Source organism: Halomonas sp. BM-2019, from assembly GCF_017584085.1.
This window is the reverse complement of the sequence record NZ_CP071922.1, coordinates 1,060,175-1,078,398: the sequence shown is the minus strand read 5'-3', so window position 1 is coordinate 1,078,398 and position 18,224 is coordinate 1,060,175. Positions and strand designations below refer to the sequence as shown.

General features: G+C 69.2%; 20 protein-coding genes. 7 read left to right on the top strand and 13 right to left on the bottom strand.

The window, feature by feature from the left end; all coding sequences use genetic code 11:
- Window positions 1–156 precede the first annotated feature (156 nt).
- Complete coding sequence (locus J5F18_RS05475) at window positions 157–492, top strand: hypothetical protein (RefSeq protein ID WP_346301314.1); 336 nt, start codon at window positions 157–159, stop codon at window positions 490–492.
- Window positions 493–554: 62 nt separating this feature from the next.
- Here J5F18_RS05475 and J5F18_RS05470 read toward each other — a convergent pair whose 3' ends face one another.
- On the bottom strand, window positions 555–1,571 hold the full coding sequence (locus J5F18_RS05470) for a helix-turn-helix domain-containing protein (RefSeq protein WP_346301313.1): 1,017 nt from the start codon (window positions 1,569–1,571) through the stop codon (window positions 555–557).
- A gap of 103 nt (window positions 1,572–1,674) precedes the next feature.
- Here J5F18_RS05470 and J5F18_RS05465 point away from each other — a divergent pair, with 103 nt between their 5' ends.
- The 3 genes from J5F18_RS05465 (at window position 1,675) to J5F18_RS05455 (ending at window position 3,619) form a co-directional block, all read left to right on the top strand.
- Window positions 1,675–2,766: a methyltransferase domain-containing protein gene (locus tag J5F18_RS05465; protein ID WP_346301312.1), complete on the top strand. Its 1,092-nt coding sequence runs from the start codon at window positions 1,675–1,677 to the stop codon at window positions 2,764–2,766.
- Window positions 2,767–2,972: 206 nt separating this feature from the next.
- Complete coding sequence (locus tag J5F18_RS05460; protein ID WP_346301311.1) at window positions 2,973–3,452, top strand: GNAT family N-acetyltransferase; 480 nt, start codon at window positions 2,973–2,975, stop codon at window positions 3,450–3,452.
- Complete coding sequence (locus J5F18_RS05455; RefSeq protein WP_346301310.1) at window positions 3,449–3,619, top strand: PhzF family phenazine biosynthesis protein; 171 nt, start codon at window positions 3,449–3,451, stop codon at window positions 3,617–3,619. Before J5F18_RS05460 ends, J5F18_RS05455 begins: the two co-directional genes overlap by 4 nt.
- Before the next feature lie 2 nt (window positions 3,620–3,621).
- Here the strand turns inward: J5F18_RS05455 and J5F18_RS05450 are convergent, their stop codons facing one another.
- From J5F18_RS05450 to J5F18_RS05410, 9 genes are all read right to left on the bottom strand, one after another.
- Window positions 3,622–3,783: a hypothetical protein gene (locus J5F18_RS05450; RefSeq protein WP_346301309.1), complete on the bottom strand. Its 162-nt coding sequence runs from the start codon at window positions 3,781–3,783 to the stop codon at window positions 3,622–3,624.
- Between the two features lie 15 nt (window positions 3,784–3,798).
- Window positions 3,799–4,671, bottom strand: coding sequence for a triphosphoribosyl-dephospho-CoA synthase (locus J5F18_RS05445; protein WP_346301308.1), 873 nt, complete (start codon window positions 4,669–4,671; stop codon window positions 3,799–3,801).
- Window positions 4,625–5,140: a citrate lyase holo-[acyl-carrier protein] synthase gene (gene citX / locus J5F18_RS05440; RefSeq protein WP_346301307.1), complete on the bottom strand. Its 516-nt coding sequence runs from the start codon at window positions 5,138–5,140 to the stop codon at window positions 4,625–4,627. The genes J5F18_RS05445 and citX overlap by 47 nt, the downstream gene beginning before the upstream one ends.
- The gene (citF, locus tag J5F18_RS05435; protein WP_346301306.1) at window positions 5,115–6,653 is read right to left on the bottom strand and encodes a citrate lyase subunit alpha; all 1,539 of its coding nucleotides are present in this window, start codon (window positions 6,651–6,653) and stop codon (window positions 5,115–5,117) included. Before citF ends, citX begins: the two co-directional genes overlap by 26 nt.
- Complete coding sequence (locus tag J5F18_RS05430; RefSeq protein ID WP_346301305.1) at window positions 6,650–7,576, bottom strand: aldolase/citrate lyase family protein; 927 nt, start codon at window positions 7,574–7,576, stop codon at window positions 6,650–6,652. The genes citF and J5F18_RS05430 overlap by 4 nt, the downstream gene beginning before the upstream one ends.
- Entirely contained in the window at window positions 7,573–7,845 is a 273-nt protein-coding gene (citD, locus tag J5F18_RS05425) for a citrate lyase acyl carrier protein (protein ID WP_346301304.1), read from the bottom strand. The genes J5F18_RS05430 and citD overlap by 4 nt, the downstream gene beginning before the upstream one ends.
- Window positions 7,832–8,857, bottom strand: a complete 1,026-nt coding sequence (locus J5F18_RS05420; RefSeq protein WP_346301303.1) for a hypothetical protein — start codon at window positions 8,855–8,857, stop codon at window positions 7,832–7,834. The genes citD and J5F18_RS05420 overlap by 14 nt, the downstream gene beginning before the upstream one ends.
- A 4-nt stretch (window positions 8,858–8,861) precedes the next feature.
- Entirely contained in the window at window positions 8,862–11,165 is a 2,304-nt protein-coding gene (locus J5F18_RS05415; RefSeq protein WP_346301302.1) for an NADP-dependent malic enzyme, read from the bottom strand.
- Between the two features lie 159 nt (window positions 11,166–11,324).
- Window positions 11,325–11,819 carry a MarR family transcriptional regulator gene (locus J5F18_RS05410; protein ID WP_346301301.1) on the bottom strand — a complete coding sequence of 165 codons (495 nt, stop codon included), beginning with the start codon at window positions 11,817–11,819 and terminating at the stop codon, window positions 11,325–11,327.
- A gap of 95 nt (window positions 11,820–11,914) precedes the next feature.
- Between J5F18_RS05410 and J5F18_RS05405 the strand changes: the two genes are divergently transcribed.
- Window positions 11,915–12,856, top strand: coding sequence for a DMT family transporter (locus J5F18_RS05405; protein WP_346301300.1), 942 nt, complete (start codon window positions 11,915–11,917; stop codon window positions 12,854–12,856).
- Between the two features lie 164 nt (window positions 12,857–13,020).
- On the opposite strand, the gene J5F18_RS05400 is transcribed toward J5F18_RS05405, so the two are convergent.
- Complete coding sequence (locus tag J5F18_RS05400; protein WP_346301299.1) at window positions 13,021–13,470, bottom strand: arylamine N-acetyltransferase; 450 nt, start codon at window positions 13,468–13,470, stop codon at window positions 13,021–13,023.
- Between the two features lie 206 nt (window positions 13,471–13,676).
- Here J5F18_RS05400 and J5F18_RS05395 point away from each other — a divergent pair, with 206 nt between their 5' ends.
- On the top strand, window positions 13,677–14,402 hold the full coding sequence (locus J5F18_RS05395) for a DUF899 domain-containing protein (protein WP_346301298.1): 726 nt from the start codon (window positions 13,677–13,679) through the stop codon (window positions 14,400–14,402).
- Here the strand turns inward: J5F18_RS05395 and J5F18_RS05390 are convergent.
- The gene (locus tag J5F18_RS05390) at window positions 14,357–15,634 is read right to left on the bottom strand and encodes a Y-family DNA polymerase (protein WP_346301297.1); all 1,278 of its coding nucleotides are present in this window, start codon (window positions 15,632–15,634) and stop codon (window positions 14,357–14,359) included. The two genes, J5F18_RS05395 and J5F18_RS05390, sit on opposite strands and share 46 nt — an antisense overlap.
- Entirely contained in the window at window positions 15,631–16,089 is a 459-nt protein-coding gene (umuD, locus tag J5F18_RS05385; RefSeq protein WP_346301296.1) for a translesion error-prone DNA polymerase V autoproteolytic subunit, read from the bottom strand. Before umuD ends, J5F18_RS05390 begins: the two co-directional genes overlap by 4 nt.
- Before the next feature lie 205 nt (window positions 16,090–16,294).
- On the opposite strand from umuD, the gene J5F18_RS05380 reads away from it, so the two are divergent.
- On the top strand, window positions 16,295–18,224 hold a 1,930-nt coding region (locus J5F18_RS05380), incomplete at its 3' end, for a CoA-transferase (protein WP_346301295.1).

Genomic DNA, 18,224 nt, shown 5'->3' with positions numbered 1-18,224 from the left:
CATCACCCTTCAAAATTTCTTAAAGGAGAATGTAGACCTTTTCGTTTGATTGATCAAAAGAGCGAGCCCATGCTCACTCCCAGAGGTCGCGACCCTCCCATCCATCCAGAACCACGACCGGCAGCCACCCCATGGCTGCCCGGAGGGAGGTGCCAGATGAGCCAGTACGAACCGCTACCCCGCCCCGAATCCACCCAGGAGACGCCGCCACCGCCGCCGCCACCACCCAGGCTGGACTTCTACATGCCGGCCATGCCGCCGCTGGGGCTGATCCATGCCCTGGAGCACTGGTGGTGGGCCTATCGCCGCCGCCGGCGCTTCCGCAGGAGCGTACTGACGCTGCTGGAGTACGACGACGCCATCCTCGGTGACCTGGGCTACCGGCGCGACGACCTGCTCTGGGCGCTGCGCCTGCCGCTGAAGATGGACGCCCAAGGCGCCTTGGAAGCACGCCGGGCCCAAGGCCCGGTAGAGGAGTGCCCCGACGACTGAGTCGGCGACCCCGTCGCGCCCATGCGCCGGCCGTGTGAACGGATGAGGATAGCCCGCCGCCCTCACCCCACCAGGGCCTTGCGCAGGCCCCCGAAACGGCGCCGGTACTGGGCCGGCGTCAGGCCGACCTTGCGCCGGAACAGCCGGCCGAAGAAGGCGGCGTCCTCGTAGCCCACCGCCTCGGCGATGGCCTCCACGGACGTCTTCTCGGTCTCCAGCATCTGCTTGGCCTCTTCCAGGCGCAGGGTGTGCACGTACTCCATGGGCGACAGGCCGGTGGCCTTCCTGAAACGCCGGTGGAAGCTGCGCTCGCTGAGTCCGGAAATCCGTACCAGCGCGGCCACCGGCGAGGCCTCATCGTAGTGCTCGGCGATCCACGTCTGGCAACGGGCAATATCGGCATCTTCGGCCTGCCGGGTACGCGCGAGCATGGCAAAGGGCAACTGGCCGGCGTCGTGCCAGTCGATCAAGAACAGCCTGGCGAGATGCATCGCCTCGTCGACACTGGCCAGGCGGGCGACGAGATACAGCGCCAGATCGCTCCAGGAGGTGCCGCCACCGGCCATGACCAGACAACCGCCGGTGCCGCCGACCACCAGCGCGCGATGGGGATGCACCCGGACACCCTGGTAGCGCCCCAGCACATCGCAGTACGCCCAATGCGTGGTGGCGTCCTCGCCCTGCAGCAGCCCCGCCTCGGCCAGCAACAGGGCACCCGAGCAGGCAGTCGCCAGGATGGCGCCGGCGTCATGGCAACGCTTGATCCACGCGATCTCGGCGGCATAGCGACCCTCGAGCACCGCATCCGGCGGCAGCATGATCTCGGGAATGCACACCACGTCGGGCCGTTCGTCCAGGCCGGCGTCGGGGACGATGCGCACGCCATTGGCGATGGTCATCTCGCGGGAGCCGGTGCGGGCGACCACCTGCGGCACGAAGAGCGGCTCGCCGGGCTTGCCCTCGATCAGGGCGGGCCAGTCACGCCCGGCGGCGGCGAAGACATCGAAGACACCATAGAGGGTAGAAGCGGCCACTTCCGGGATAGCCAGCAGGGCGATGGTGGGCTTCTGCATGGACATGGCGGAAACGGCCGTTTTCTGTCCGTGGGGGCTTCAGTGTAGCGCAGACGGGAGCGCCAGAATGCAGTCTCCGATGCACTCACAGCCCCGAGGAGATAACTCCATGACCGCCCAGCCCAAACCTTCCACCCCCTTCGACGCTTCCCGCGCCGCCGCCTTCGAGGCCCGCTTCGTGCAGGCACTCAATGAAGGCGCCATGCTGCAGTTGATTTCGCTGGCTCACCGCAGCGGCCTGCTGGCCCAACTCGCCGACGGCGAGCCGGTGACCAGCGGCGAGCTCGCCACCAAGGTCCATCTCGACGAGCGCTACGTGCGTGAGTGGCTGGGCGGCGCGACGGTTGCCGCGCTGGTCGAGCACGACCCCCAGGCGATGACCTACCGCCTGCCGCCCGAGCACGCCGCGTTGCTGACCGATGGTGGCGAAGCCAATCTCGCCGTGTTCGCCCAGTACCTGCCGTTGATGGGCCAGGTCGAGGACGATGTCCTGGCGTGCTTCCGCCACGGCGGCGGCGTGCCGTACACGCGCTATGCCCGCTTCCACCAGGTGATGGCCGAGGACAGCGGCCAGACGGTGTTGCCTGCGTTGCTGGACGCCATCCTGCCCTTGGTCCCGGAGCTACCGGGCAGGCTCGAGCGAGGCATCGAGGTGCTCGACCTGGGCTGCGGCCGCGGCCTGGCGCTTATCAAGCTCGCGGAACGCTTCCCCACCAGCCGCTTCACCGGCTACGACCTCTCCGCGGAGGCCATCGACTGGGCCTCGGAGCGTGCCGCACGCCGGGGCCTGGCCAACCTGCGCTTCGAACAGCGCGACCTCAGCGACTTCGACCGCACGGCCCCGGCGCAATGCTACGACCTGGTCACCACCTTCGATGCCATCCACGACCAGGCCCAGCCGCTCAACCTGCTCAAGGGCATTCGCCGGACCCTGCGCGAGGAGGGCATCTACCTGGCCCAGGACATCCACTCCTCGAGCCACCATCATGGCGATCGCGACCACCCGATGGGCACCCTGCTCTACACCCTGTCGATCATGCACTGCATGAGCGTTTCGCTCGCCCAGGGCGGTGAGGGACTGGGCACGATGTGGGGCCGCGAGAAGGCGCGGGAGTACTTCGGCAAGGCCGGCTTCGGCCACATCGAGGTGCATCAGTTGCCGCACGACACCATGAACGACTACTGGGTGCTCAGGCCCTAGACCGACGGGGCCAACCCATGCAGCGAGCTCCGGCGCTTCGACAGCACATGAGGCCAGGAACATGACAGGCAAGAGACCGTCTTTCATTGAAACGATCGAGCGGCGGGTGCTCGAGGACATGCATGGCGTCGCGGATGCCGACACGCGCGCCGCCCTCGGCCTGCGCACGACGGTGATCGGTGGTGCCTTGGTGTCGATCGCCGAGCGTGACCCGACGAACATCCTCCTCAACCGAGCCGCTGGCCCTGCCCTTCACCGTCCGCCGAGTCGAGAGCGCGGCCGACGCCGATGAATTCGCCCGCATCGTCTGCACCGGCTTCGACCTGGCGGAGGCATTCCGCGGCGTGGTGCACGGTCTTGCGAAGAAACCGAACTGGCACCTCTTCATGACCTTCGAGGGCGACACCCCGATCGGCACCGGGGGGCTCCATGTCCTCGGCAACCTCGGCTGGTTCGACTTCGGTGCGACCGATCCCGACCATCGCATGCGAGGCAGCCAGCGCACCCTGATGGCTGTCCGCCTGCGCCACGCCGCGGCTCAGGGTTGCCGCACGCTGATCACGGCCACGGGGGAAGCGGTCGAGGGCGACCCGCAGCACTCCTACGGGAACATCACCCGGGCAGGCTTTCGGCCGGTCTACACGCGCGAGAACTACGGCCCACCGAGGAGGGGGTCTTCCCAATGAGAATCAAACAATATCAAGTCGATGCTTTTGCGAACCGGGTGTTCGAAGGCAATCCGGCGGCTATCTGCCCTCTCGATGCGTGGCTGCCAGATGAATGGCTGCAAGCCATAGCAGAAGAAAACAACCCTGCATGCCCCGTCCTGGCCATGATGCGCCCCCTGGGTTAGGGCTACTCCCGATCCGGGATCAGCCGCCGCCCCAGGCTGACCACCTCGTCCTGGACATAGCCCAGGGCACGGTAGAAGGCCATGACCTCGGCGTTGCCGGCGCGGACCAGGAGGTTCAGCTTGGCGCAGCCCCGCGCCCTCAAGCGGGCTTCCACCTCCACCATCAGCCGGCATCCCGCTCAGACGGCTCCCCGTCCAGACTGACAAGCCGTCTGCTGCGTTGGGAAGTGCCTGGGCTCCGCGATGCACCGGGTCCAGGCCACGCAGATCCCCAGCAGGTCGGCGATTCCGCCCATGGTCAGGCGCCGTGCCCGGTAGTGCCGGTTGCACTCGACCAGAAACGGGATGGGGTCGTCCCCCTCGTCGAGCAGGCGTTCGAGGCGGGCCCCGTCGCGGCGCAGGCGGGCGAGGCCGGCCGGTCCGCAGCGGCGCAGCGCCGTGGTGTCCTCCACGGTCTGCATCAGCCGCGCCATGGCGACATACAGCGAGTCCCGGTCACTCAGGCCCCGCCGTCGCGCCCCCTGCAGGGCGGGGACGCCGACGGCGAACACCGCGGGCAGGCCGTTCAGCGCCTCGCTGACGATGCCGCCGACGCGATAGCGGGCGCGCACCGCCTCGCCCGTAGTGCCGTGCGGCAGCCGCTGCGCGAACAGGCGCTGGGCGCACTCGGCCACCGCGTCGCTGACGACTCGGGGCTCGGTGCCGGCGGCCACATGCACCGCCCCGAGCAGCAGGCCACCGAGAAAGATCGCGCCGCGGTGGGTATTGGTCCCCAGCCGGGCGAACATGCGCTGCTCGGCGAGGAGGCCGAGTTCGCGCAGCCGTTCGATGTCATGGCCGGCGTGCAGGGCACCGACGCAATCGGCGAAATAGCGCTCCAGCAGGGTGATCGAGCGGCACATCAGGTGATAGTCGAGATCGTCGTGGGAGCCGCTGTCGCGGCGATCGACCAGTCCCGGCTTGGGCGTCAGGTCCAGTTCGCTGCGCAGCCCGGCGCTCAGCGCCTCAGCCAGGCAGGCGGTGGTCGAGCGCATGGAGCAAGCTGTGGACATGAGCGAGTATCGCGGTCATGGCATGGCGCCGCAGGCGGATGCAGTCACTGGCCGGCTGCTCGCACAGCAGGCAGCGTCGGGGGGCCAGGCCGAGATCGGCACGGCCGATGCGGGCACCGCTGCCGTCGTAGACATCGAGATCGAGCAGCCGGGCGGCCGGCTCACGGGTTTCGATGGCCAGGCACAGGTGCTTGACCCGGCGGGGCTCGGCTGGGCTTGCCAGCACCCGATAGGGGCCGAGCCGGTCGTGGCCGCCGGCCAGTTGTCGGGACGCGCCGAGCCTGCGCTCCAGTCGCTCGAGGCCCTGCTCGAACAGCGCCAGGCTGCCGGGCGGTGACTTGTCCGGGCCGGGGATCGCCGTGCTGGCGAAGATCAGCGTGCCGGGCCCCTCGGCCAGCAACGTGACCAACAAAGCTTCGCGCGCGTCGCGGGCGGCCAGCAGTTCAGCCTGCAACTTGGCGTATGACATCGGTGATGGAGCCGTCACGGTATTCGATCAGGCCGACCACGCGGTCGGTGAACTCGATCGGCCGCGGGATGCCGGTGATGGCGTAGATCTCGTCCCGCAACTGGTGGATCGGCTTCACCGGCACGCCGCGCCGTGCCAGTTCCGGGGCCAGGGCCTGGTAGCGGCTGTTGAGCGCCACGCCGCGTTCGGTGACCACCGCGTCGATGGTCGCGCCGGGCGTCGAGATGGTGGTCACCTCATCGCGCACGATCGGCAAGCGGGCACGGATCGAGGGGGCGACGACGATGGACAGCTTCGCGCCGGCGGCGGTGTCGGCATGTCCCCCGGTGTTGCCCGAGAGGCGGCCGTCGGATTCGGTGTTGACGTTGACGTTGAAGTCGACATCGATCTCGCGCGCGCCGAGCACCACGCAGTCCAGGTTGTTGACCACGCAGCCGGCATTGAACGGATTGGCGTACATGTCGGCGCTCATCTCGATGTGGGCCGGGTTGCGCCCGGCCGAGGCCACCGCCTTGAGGTCGAAGCTCTGCACATCGAACAGCGCTTCGAGCAGGCCCTCCTCCAGCATCTCGACGAAATAGCCGGTGATGCCGCCGGCGCCGAACGAGCCGGTGATGGCCTGCCGGCGCATCAGGTCGCGCACGTTGGCGGCGACCGCCAGCGAGGTCCCGCCGGCGCCGGTCTGGAAGGAGAAGCCGTTCTTCAGCAGCCCCGACAGCTCGATGACGGTGGAGGCATACTTGGCGATCTGCAGGCCGATCGGATCGGTGGTCACCCGGGTGGTGGTGGAGACGATCTGGGCCGGATCGCCCAGCGAGTCGATCGCCACCACGTAATCGACCTTGTTCTGCGGGATGGAGATCGGCTGCGCCGGATAGGCCACCAGGTTGTCGGTGACCGCGATCACGCAGTCGGCGAAGTCGGCATCGGAGTGGCCGTAGCCGACCACGCCGCAGGCCGAAGGCCCGCGGCTGGCGCAGATATTGCCGTAGGCATCGCAGGTCGGCGCGCCGATGAAGGCGACATCCACCTTGATGTCGCCGCACATCATCGCCCGCACCCGCCCGCCATGGCTGCGGGTGATGATCGGCAGGTCCAGCTCGCCGGTCGAGACCATACGGCTGATGGCGCCGTTCACCCCGCACTCGATGCGCGTGATGACGCCGTCGCGGATGTAGGGGATCAGCACTTCGTGCACCGGATGGACCGAGGAGCCGGCGATGGTGATGTCGCGGATGCCCATGGCGGCGATTTCCGCGACCACGGTGTTGAGCACCTGATCGCCGTTGCGCAGGTGGTGGTGGGTGCCGATGGTCATGCCGTCGCGCAGGCCGGAGGCCTCGATGGCCTCGCGCAGCGACCCCAGCAGCTTGTTGCCCCCCGGGTTGACCCGCCGGATCGGCCGCGCCGCCTGGCGCCCCTCGGGGATGAACGAGAAGGGATCGCGGTAGGGGCGCAGCGGACGACCGAACAGGGTATCCGGAAACTCTCTGCCCAGGCTGTTCTTGATCACGGCGATTCGGCTCCGTAGATGACGCTCTCGTCGATGTCGGTGTCCACCAGACCGAGGGATTTCGCGGCCAGCAGCATGCGCACGGCGCGGGCCACCACCGGGGCATCGATCATCTTGCCGCCCAGCGAGACCACGCCGGTGCCCTGCTCGCGGGCGCGCTGGATGGCATCGACCACCTGCAGCGCATAGTCGATCTCCTCCGGCTTGGGGGCCAGCACCTCGTGCAGGATGTCGATCTGGCGGGGGTTGATCAGCGACTTGCCGTCGAAACCGAGCACCTTGATATGCTCGCATTCATGCCGGAAGCCGTCCTGGTCGGTGGCGTCCGCCCACACCGTGTCGATGGCCTGGATACCGGCGGCGCGACAGGCCATCAGCAGCAGCTGGCGCGGCACCAGCAGGTGGTCGCCGGTCTTGGGCCGGTCGACCTGCAGGTTGGCGGTGTAGTCCTCGGCCGAGAAGCCCAGCGCCACCAGGCGGTCGGACGCGCGCGCCGTCTCGTTGGCATTGAGAATGCCCTGGGCGCTCTCCACCGAGGCGATGATCTTGAAGCGACCGATCTCGCAGCCCAGGTACTCCTCGTGCTCGGTGAGCAGATCGTCGAGGCGCTGCACGAATGACGGCTGTTCGCACTTGGGCAGGCGCACCCCGTCCGGCATGGCCGGCAGGATCTGCGCCAGATCGTCGCGGTAGTAGGGGGTATCCAGGGCGTTGATGCGGACGTAGATCTCCTTGTTGCGCTGGGTATAGCTCTCGATGAAGCGGCGCGACAGCAGCCGGGCGGCGTCCTTCTCGCTGCGCGGCACCGCGTCCTCCAGGTCGATGATGCAGACATCGCACGGGAATGCCGGGATGTTCTGCAGCATCGACGGCATGTTGCCGGGCACGTAGAGCATGCTGCGACGCAGCTGCGGCCGGCTCATCGGGCGGACTCCTGAGCGGCGCGGCGCAGCGCCGCTTCGACCCGGGCATCGATGGCGTAGTCCAGCGCGCCGCGGTCGGAGAGGCTGATCCGCCCCTGGGCCACCCCCAGGCGCTTGAGCACCTGCCGGACCCGCGCCTCGATCAGATGGCCGAACTGCTGCTGCACGGTGGACTCGATCTCGACCAGCAGCTCCTCGGCCGGTTCGACCTGCACGATCAGATCGCTGGACTGCATGGTGCCGGCCTGGGCCTTCTTACTGATGCGCATGGCGTGCCTCGTCTCGGTCAGCGGAAAGAAGGTCGAGCACCTCGGGGGTTCTCAGATGGGCCAGCACGGCTTCCGGCACCATGGCGGCGAGGCGGGTGACGTCGCCGTCGCGCAGCGCCTTGCGGGCCTGCCGGGTGTTGATCCACAGGCCACTGCGCTGGGTGCGGTCGATTTCCACCAGGCGGATCTCCCCTTCCGCCAGCGCCGGTCGGATCAACTGGTTGTAGCCCCGTCCAGCCGGGTCCAGGGGTTCCGAGCCGACCACCCGGGTGCGGATATGGAAGGCCGGGGCGATATGGCGGCCGAACAGCTGGCCTTCCAGATTCACCCGGATGCGCTCGGCATCGTCGTCCGGGCCCAGGAAGTAGCTGGGGAAGGCCTCCGCCCGCAGCCGATAGGGGCCGGTATCGGTGACCACGGCGTTGCTGATGTGCGCCACGCCGCGCCGGGCCAGTTCCAGTCGTAGCGCGGGCGGGAACAGATAGGGGCCGTCGCGGTGCACGAACACGTAGACGGTATCGGCGATCCGGGCGGCCTGTTCGACCAGATGGGCATGGCCGAAGGTGAAGGGGTTGGCATTGACCAGCACCGCGGCGTTGTTGCCGGAACGCATCAGCGGCGCGCGCTCGGCCAGATAGCGGTGCAACTGATGGCCGTGCTCGAGCAGGGTCACCTTGCCGGTCTCGGCCAGGGGCTTGAAGCCCAGGCCGACGAAGGCATCGACCGCACAGGGACGGGTGAAGATGAAGAAGCCGTCCTCGCCGGCCGCCTGGCCCAGGCGCATCAGCTCGGTGATGATCTCGCCGATCAGGCCCTCGCCGCGGTACTCGGGCGCGACCACCAGCATCTTCAGCACCCGGCCGTGACGGGCGCCGCAGGCGGCCAGGCGACCGTCACGGAAGAGGCCGACCAGGTCATCGAACCCGGCCTCGAAGCGCAGCTCGCTGTCCTCGATCAGCTGCCGGGCGAGCTGGCGGTCGCGACTGCTGCACAAGGGAAGCGGATAGTCCATGGCGTCACACCGTCCGCGCCTGCAGCGGGGCGCGTTTCCTGGCGCCCATCTGGGCTTCGGCGACGGCGATGGCGCTCATGTTGACCAGGCCCCGGACGCCGGTGGTCTGGGTCACGATATGCGCCGGCTTGGCCACGCCGAGCAGAATGGGGCCCACCGCCACGCCGCCGCCCAGCACCTTGAGCAGGCTGTAGGCGATATGGGCGGCATCGTCGTTGGGCATGATCAGCAGATTGGCCGGCCCCTTGAGCACGGATTCGCCGAAGAAAGTCTGGCGCAGTTCCTCGGAGACTGCGGTTTCGCCGTTCATCTCGCCCTCCACGATGAGGTCGGGCGCCACCTCCTGCAGCCGGTGCAGGGCGCCACGCATCTTGCACGCCGAGGGGCTGTTGTGAGTGCCGAAGTGCGAGCGCGACAGCAGCGCCACCTGCGGCGTCAGGCCGAAGGCGCGGACTTCGGCGGACGCCAGCAGGGTCATCTCGACGATCTGCGCCTCGCTGGGATCTGGCGTGACATGGGTATCGCAGAGGAAATAGGTCCCCGTCGGCAGGATCAGCGCGGTCACGGTGGAGAAGTCGCTGACCCCATGGCGCAGGCCGATGACCTGGCGCACCCGCTCCAGATGGCGCTGGAAGCGTCCCACGGTGCCGCACAGCATGGCATCGGCAGCGCCGCGCTGCACCATCAGCGCCGCCACCACGGTGGCGTCGGTGCGCACCAGGGTCCTGGACTCCTGCACCGAGACACCCAGCCGCCCCGCGCGCTGATGCAACAGGGCGCAGCTCTCGGCATAGCGCTCGTCCTCCAGGGGGTTGACGATCTCGCAGTCCCGGCCGGGCTCCAGGCGCAGGCCGAGCTGCTCGATGCGCTGGGCGATGATCTCCGGTCGACCGACCAGCAGGGGAAAGGCGATGCCCTCGTCGACGACCTGCTGGGCGGCCTGCAGGACCTTGTGCTCCTCGCCCTCGGCATAGACCAGCCGCTTGGGACCCCGCTTGGCCTTCTCGAACAGCGGCCGCATCACCGAACTGGAGCCGTAGACGAAGGCGGTCAGCCGCTCGACGTAAGCGTCCATGTCCTCGATCGGCCGGGTGGCCACGCCGGAGTCCATGGCGGCCCTGGCCACCGCCGGCGCGATCCGCAGGATCAGGCGCGGATCGAAGGGCTTGGGAATCAGGTAGTCGGGGCCGAAGCGCAGCAGCTGATCGCCGTAGGCACGCATCACCGCATCGGACGATTCGGCCTGGGCCAGATCGGCGATGGCGTGAACGCAGGCCAGCGTCATGGCCGGGTTGATGGTGGTGGCACCCACGTCCAGGACGCCACGGAACAGGTAGGGAAAGCAGAGCACGCTGTTGATCTGGTTGGGGTACTCGGCACTCGCGGTGGCCAGGATCGCATCCGGGCGCACGGACCGGACCAGCTCCGGCCGGATCTCCGGGCGCGGTTCGGCCAGCGCCAGGATCAGCGGCCGCTCGGCCATGCGTTCGACCATGTCCGGCGTCACTACCTCGGGGACCGACAGGCCGAGGAAGATATCGGCCCCCTCGAGGGCCTCCGCCAGGGTGCGGGCCTCGGTCGCCGCCGCGTACTCGGCCTTCCAGGGGTTGAGCGCCTCGCTGCGCCCCTGGTGGATCACGCCGGCGCTGTCGGCGACGAGGACGTGTTCCCTGCGCAGCCCCAGGTCGGTCAACAGGTTCAGGCTGGCCAGGGCGGCCGCGCCGGCACCGGCAACGACCAACCGGACCCGTTCAAGCGGCTTGCCGACCACCCGCAGGCCGTTGAGTATCGCCGCCGCGACGATGATCGCCGTGCCGTGCTGGTCGTCGTGAAACACCGGGATCTGCATGCGCTCGCGCAGGGCCTGCTCGATGACGAAGCACTCCGGCGCCTTGATGTCTTCCAGATTGATACCGCCGAAGGTCGGCGCCAGGCGCGCCACGGTGCGGACGAACTCCTCCGCGTCGCGCTCGTCGATCTCGATGCCGAAACCGTCGATCCCGGCGAATTTCTTGAACAGGGCCGCCTTGCCTTCCATCACCGGCTTGGCGGCCAGCGGTCCGATGTCGCCCAGCCCCAGCACGGCGCTGCCGTTGGTGACGATGCCGACCAGGTTCTGCCGGGCGGTGAGCATGGCCGCCTGGTGGGGATCGGCGACGATCGCCTTGCAGGCCGCGGCAACGCCCGGCGTGTAGGCCAGCGAGAGATCCCGCTGGGTGTCCATGGGCTTGGTGGTGGCGATCGCCAGCTTGCCCGGCGTGGGGGTCGCGTGATAATCCAGCGCAGCTTCGTCGAAGGGATCCGGCATGATTCGGTCCGTTTGTTGTTAAGAGCGTCTCCCGGCATCCGATAAGGGTAGTCCGGATCGCCGCCGGCTTCGAGACGCGATCGAGCCCTCATCCACCCTGCCGTCGCTGCCGACCATCTCGGCAGCACTCGGCCCCCGGCGAACCGACGCTGCAGCGCGCTACTCGTCCTCCCTCTCCAGGCCGTCGAGCAGCTTGCCGAGCAGCCTGCCCAGGGTTGCCTGCTCTTCCCGACTCAGGGCCGAGAGCAGGCGCGCCTCGTTCTCCACATGCAGCGGCACGAGGCGGTTCATCAGCGCGAGCCCCGGTTCCGTCAGCGAGACCAGGGTGCCGCGACGGTCCTCGGGGTTGGGCGTGCGCACGATCAACCCGGCCCGCTCCAGGCGATCCAGCCGGTTGGTCATGCCCCCGGACGAGACCATCAGGGTCTCGAACAGCTGGGTCGGCGTCAGCGCATAGGGCGCGCCGGCACGGCGCAGGGTCGCCAGCACATCGAATTCGCCTGCCTGCAGGCCATGGGCCTTGAAGAAGGCCTCCAACTGGCTCCGCGTGATCAACTGGCTGGTCTTCAGGTAACCGACCACCTCCATCGGGAGCAGATCGAGGCCGGGCATCTCGCGTTGCCACTGGGCGATCGCCGATTTCACTCTGTTCATTGCCGACCCTTTATCTCGATGCTAAGATACTTTTATCTTGATGATAAGATACTCGGCGAGAAGATACTTTCCGCCAAGCCATGGGAGGATGGATGATGTCGAACGCAACTCTATCGCACAAGGGGACAGATCGGGCCGGGCTCTACGCCCTGGGCTGCCTGCTGCTGGTCGGCACCTTCCTCGCCCTGTCGCTCGTCGTCGCCAAGTTGGCCGACGAGGCCGGCGCGCCGCGCCTGACCTTCCTGATGGCGGCCATGGCGGGCGCCAGCCTGGTGCTGGGCACCATCGGGGCGCTGCAACGTCAGCCGATGGCGTTCAACCGTCGCACCCTGGAGTATGCCGCCGTGGCCGGGGCCCTGTTCGCCGTGCCCAATGCCCTGGCCTTCCTCGCGGTACGGCATGTCGGAGCGGGCTTCATCTCGCTCAGCTTCGCCTTTCCGATCCTGATCACCTGGGTGCTGGCCGTCTGGCTGAGCCTGGAGCGCCTGCGCGCCCTGCGCCTGCTGGGCGTGCTGCTGGGACTCTCCGGCGGGCTGGTGTTGGCCATGGCCAAGGCCGGCGGCGCGGGCGATGCCCAGGGCTGGGTCCTGCTGGTGCTGGCCATGCCCCTGGTGATCGCGCTGGGCAACATCTACCGCACCCTGCGCTGGCCCGAGGGCAGCTCGCCGGTGTTCCTGGCGGCGCTGATGATGCTCGGCGGTGCCGTCACGCTGGTGCCCTTCGCACTGCTGTTCGAACCCGGCCAGCTCGGGGCGCTGATCACCACCGGCGACGCACTGCGGTTGCTGCTGGTGGAGGTCGCCGTGTTCTCGGTGCTCTACCTCTTCTACTTCGTGCTGCAGAAGCTCGCCGGCCCCGTCTACCTGAGCCAGATCGGCATGGTGGCGGCGCTGGTCGGCACCCTGATCGCGGTACTGGCCCTCGGCGAGGCCCCACCCCCCAACCTCGGCCTGGCCGCGCTGCTGGTGGCGCTCGGTACCGTGCTCTTCCATCGCGGCGGGGGGCCGGCTGCCGGTGCCGCGGCCAGGATTGGCTAGGTAGGCTCTCGCGCGGCGCGCCACGGCATGCTCGAGCATGGCACGCCAGCTCTCTTCCACCGGCAGGCCGAAGGTCTCGCGCAGCACCGTCTCCAGTTCCTCCACCCCGAGTTCCCGCTGGGTCTGTTCGCCTGCAGGCGTCCTCACCGTCAGACGGGCATTCCTCAGCGCGTAGCGAGCCTCGAAGGTGGTGCATCGCTCGGCGCCATCCACAGCACCCGTGCCAGCAGCCCCTCCACCTGGAAGCCGATGGCCTCCAGCACCCGCTTGAACAGCGCATTCTGTTCGAAACAGTAGCCGCCGCGGCGGGCGCCGATCAGCTTGGTCTCCACGGCCCGGGGAGAGATGTCAATGCCGCGGCCCAGCAGGATATCGAGATTCTCGAAGGGAATGGCGGCCACATGCCGTGCCTGCAGGCGGCGCAGCGTCTCGAGGGTCGGGCTGAGCTCGCCCTCATGGCCGATCCGGGCACGGTAGGCGGCGGGGTCGATCACCATGGGGGCGAACGCCTCCCGGCGCTGGGCCTGGTCCAGCACCCACTGCCCCACGGTATCGCCGAAGCGTCCTTCCCGCACGCTGCCGTAGATCACGGCCACCTTGATCGTATCGCTCATCGCCTTCTCTCCTGTTGGGTGCTCGATGCGATGCACGATACGACCTCAAGCAAAGTTTAGGTCAAAGATCACCATGGCAATGGCTTCGATAGGGCTCGGCTATCGGTGTGGAGTGGTTGACCGTTGCCGACACGGCGCCTATCCACACCCTATGGTCGGACAACAGACGGCTGGCAGCTCACCCTGACCCGAGAGGAGAACGCCCCATGACCGCCCCCCTGCCCCCCATCGTCTCCGAGGCGGAGTGGCGCGCCGCCCTCGACGCCCAGATCACCCGGGAGAAGGCCCATACCCGGGAGCGCGACCGGCTGAGCGCCGCGCGCCGCCGGCTGCCCATGGTCGAGGTGCGCGGCGACTATGCCTTCGAGGGGCCCGCTGGCCCTCTGACCCTGCTCGACCTCTTCGCGGGACGCCGCCAGCTGATCGTCTACCACTTCATGTTCGGCCCCGACTGGGAGGCGGGCTGCGACGGCTGCTCCTGGGTGGTGGACGCCATGACCCACCCCGCCCACCTGCACGCCCGCGACACCAGCCTGGTGCTGGTCTCCCGTGCGCCCCTGGACAAGCTCGAGCGCTACCGGGCCCGCATGGGCTGGCATCACCCGCCCTGGGTCTCCTCCCTGGGCAGCGACTTCAATCGCGACATGGGCGTGACCAGCGACGACTGCTGCGCCCCGGACACCGACCGCGGCGAGCGCCACGGGGTCAGCGTCTTCCTGCGCGACGGCGAGCGGGTATTCCGCACCTACTTCACCGGCCGGCGCGGCGTCGAGTACCTGGGCAGCCTGTGGAGCTACCTGGACCTGACGCCCTACGGCCGCCAGGAGAGCTGGGAGGAGTCGCCACCGGGCTGGCCCCAGACCCCGCCCTACGTCTGGACCCCTGATCAGCCAGTCTTGACCCGCATCAATTCATTCCAGCGGGTGGTGTAGCGCGGCGTGCGCCGCTCGCAGCGCAGCGCCCAGGCATTGCCCTCCCGGGGCAGGCCAAAGCGCACGGTGTCGCGGCCCATCTCGCGGTTGAGCCGGTCCAGGGTGGCCATCAGCCGCCGGCTGCGGGTGCGGCGCGCCTCATCGGCCGGCGTCTCGAGCAGCGAGGGCTGGGCACGCTCGGCGTCCACCAGGTCGAGCAGCATCACCCCGCACTTCTGGTAGCGGTAGCCCTCGAGGAAGATGGCCCCCAGGCCGCGGCGGGCCGCCGCCAGCAGCTCGCGGCTGTCGGCGCTGGGCGCGGGCAGCGCCACCAGGGCGGCGTTGCGGTACTGGGGCTCGCCGGCCAGGAAGGGCGAGGTGCGCACGAACACCTGGACCGCCCGGGCCAGGCTGCCCTGGCGGCGCAGCTTCTCGCCGGCCCGGGCGGCGTGCTGGCGAACCGCCGCCTCCAGCTCGTGGCGCTCGCCGGTGAGCCGCCCGAAGGAGCGCGAGACCAGCAGGCGCCGGCGCGGCTCGCTCATGTCGTCGAGCAGGATGGCCGGGCGGCCGCGCAGCTCCCAGACGATTCGCTCCATCACCACCGAGAAGCGGCTGCGCACCCAGCGCGGGTCGGCCTCGCGCAGCGCCCAGGCGGAGGTGATCCCCATCAGCGCCAGCCGCTCGGCGCTGCGCCGGGCCACGCCCCAGAGCGCCTCCACCGGGCAGGCGGCCAGGGCCCGGCGGGTCGCCTCGCCGTCGGCGTCGAGCCGGCAGACCCCCTCGAAGGCCGGCTCGCGCTTGGCCAGCCGATTGGCCAGCTTGGCCAGCACCCGGGTCGGCGCCACCCCCACCCCCACCGGGATACCGGTCCAGCGGCCCACGGTCTCGCGCAGCGCCCGACAGTGGACCTCCAGCGCCTCCACGGGAAAGCCGTCGAAGCCCACGAAGCTCTCGTCGATGGAGTAGGGCTCCACGTCCGGCGAGAACTCCGCCAGCACCCGGTTGACCCGCCGCGACATGTCGCCGTAGAGCGCATAGTTGCTGGAAAGCAGCACCGCCCGGCGGCGCACGGTGGGCGGCAGCAGGTGCCGCGGCGCGCCCATGGCCACGCCCAGCGCCTTGAGCTCCTCGGAGCGTGCCACCACGCAGCCGTCGTTGTTGGAGAGCACCCCCACCGGGCGTCCCGCCAGGCGCGGATCGAAGACCCGCTCGCAGCTCACGTAGAAGTTGTTGCCATCGACCAGGGCGATCATGGCACCCGCCCCAGCAGGTCGTGCACCACATGGGTAACCACCCCCCACACCTCGCACTCGCGCCCGGCCAGGGGGATCGGCGCGAAGCGCGGGTTGCTGGCCACCAGCCACACCGCCCCGCCGCGCCGCTCCAGGCGCTTGACGGTGGGCTCCCCCTCCAAAGCGATGACGATCACCCGGCCGGGGAGCGGCTCCAGGCTGCGATCCACCACCAGCAGGTCGCCGTGGTGGATGCCGTCGCCGAGCATGGAATCCCCCTCGGCGCGCACGAAGTAGGTGGCCGCGGGGCGCTTCACCACGTGGGCGTGCAGGTCGATCTCGGCGTCCAGGTGGTCGTCGGCGGGGCTCGGGAAGCCGGCCCGCACCCGGCAGCCCATCAGCGGCCGGGGCTGTCCCGACCCCTCACCGACGGCCCGACCGAGAACGCGGGCCCTCGTCCGATGCGAGCGCAACATGGCACCTCCGACAAATACTGTAATTTAATACAGTATCAGACAGAGCGAAACACTTGGCAACTGCCTGACTCGATGCCCCTCGCTCGACGGAGCGGCGTGCTAACGTGACATGCAGGGGCGCCGGAGTGCGCCCGGCACAACAACCGTCCAGCACAACAACCACAACCCAGCACAACAACCACAACGCACGCCGAGGGATCCCGCCATGGCACGTCGCACCCACCCGCTGCTCACCGACCGCCCCTTCACCCCCAAGGGCAAGGTGGTCTCCGCCCGCGAGGCGGTGGAGCTGATCCGCGACGGTGACGCCGTGGCTACCGGCGGCTTCGTCGGCATCGGCTTCGCCGAGCACCTGGCGGTGGCCCTGGAAGCGCGCTACCTGGAGACCGGCGCACCCCGCGACCTGACCCTGATCTATGCCGCGGGCCAGGGGGATGGCAAGCGCCGCGGCCTCAACCACCTGGGCCACGAGGGACTGGTGGGGCGGGTGATCGGCGGCCACTGGGGCCTGGTGCCGGCGCTGCAGCGGCTCGCCATCGAGGGGCGCATCCAGGCCTGGAACCTGCCCCAGGGGGTGATCTCCCACCTGTTCCGCGATATCGCCGCCGGCAGGCCCGGCACCCTGACCCGGGTGGGACTCGGCACCTTCGTCGACCCGCGCCTGGAGGGCGGGCGGATCAACGCCATCAGCACCGAGGAGCGCGTGCGGCTGATGACGATCGACGACGCTGAGTACCTCTTCTACCCGGCGCTGTCGCTGCAGGTGGCGCTGCTGCGCGGCACCACCGCCGACACCCTGGGCAACGTGACCATGGAGCGCGAGGCGCTGGTGCTGGAGGCGCTGGCCATCGCCACCGCGGTGCGCAACTCCGGTGGCCTGGTGATCGTGCAGGTGGAGCGGCTGGCCGAACCGGGCACCCTGTCCCCCCAGGCGGTGCGCATTCCCGGGGTGCTGGTGGACTGCGTGGTGGTCTGCGACGAACCCGAGCATCACTGGCAGACCTTCCAGACCCCCTACCACCCGGGCTACTCCGGCGAGCTGCGCACGCCCATGGCCGCCCCGCCCCCCATGGCCCTCTCGGCGCGCAAGATCATCGCCCGTCGCGCCGCCTTCGAGCTCAGGCCCAACGCCGTGGTCAACCTGGGCATCGGCATGCCGGAGGGGGTCGGCGCGGTGGCCAGCGAAGAGCGGGTGCTGGAGCTGGTGACGCTGACCGCCGAGCCCGGGGTGATCGGTGGCCTGCCCGCCGGCGGGCTCGACTTCGGCGCCGCTCTCAACACCCAGGCGATCATCGACCAGCCTGCCCAGTTCGACTTCTACGACGGCGGCGGCCTGGACATCGCCTTCCTGGGCATGGCCCAGGCCGACGTCGCCGGCAACGTCAACGTGTCGCGCTTCGGCAGCCGCCTGGCCGGCGCCGGCGGCTTCATCAACATCAGCCAGAACGCCCGCCGGGTGGTGTTCATGGGCACCTTCACGGCAAGCCAGGAGGCGCTCGAGGTGATCGATGGCACCCTGCGCCTGCCCGAGGGCGGACAGCCCAAGTTCGTGGCCGAGGTGGAGCAGCGCACCTTCAGCGGCACCCTGGCCGCCGCCGACGGCAAGCCGGTGCTCTATGTCACCGAGCGCTGCGTGTTCGAACTCACACCCGAGGGGCTGGCCCTCGTCGAGATCGCCCCGGGGGTGGAACTCGAGCGCGACATCCTGGCCCAGATGGGCTTCACGCCGCGGATGCCCACGCCGCCGTCGACGATGGACCCGCGTATCTTCCAGGAGGCGCCCATGGGGCTGCGCGAGATGCTGCTCGAGCGCCCGCTGGCCCAGCGCTTCCACCTCGACGCCGCGGGCGAGGTGCTGTTCATCGACTTCGAGAACCTGCGCATCACGACCCCGGCGGACGTGGACGCCATCGAGCGCGAGGTGGAGGCGCGGCTCGCACCGCTCGGCCGGCGGGTCTATGCGGTGGTCAACTACGACCACTGCCGCATCGACGACGCGGTGCTGGGCGCCTACACGGCCATGGTGCGCGGCCTGGAGGAGCGCTTCTATACCCGGGTGACCCGTTACACCACCAGCGGCTTCATGCGCAAGAAGCTCGGCCACGCCCTGGAGGCCCGGGCCGTCGCCCCACATA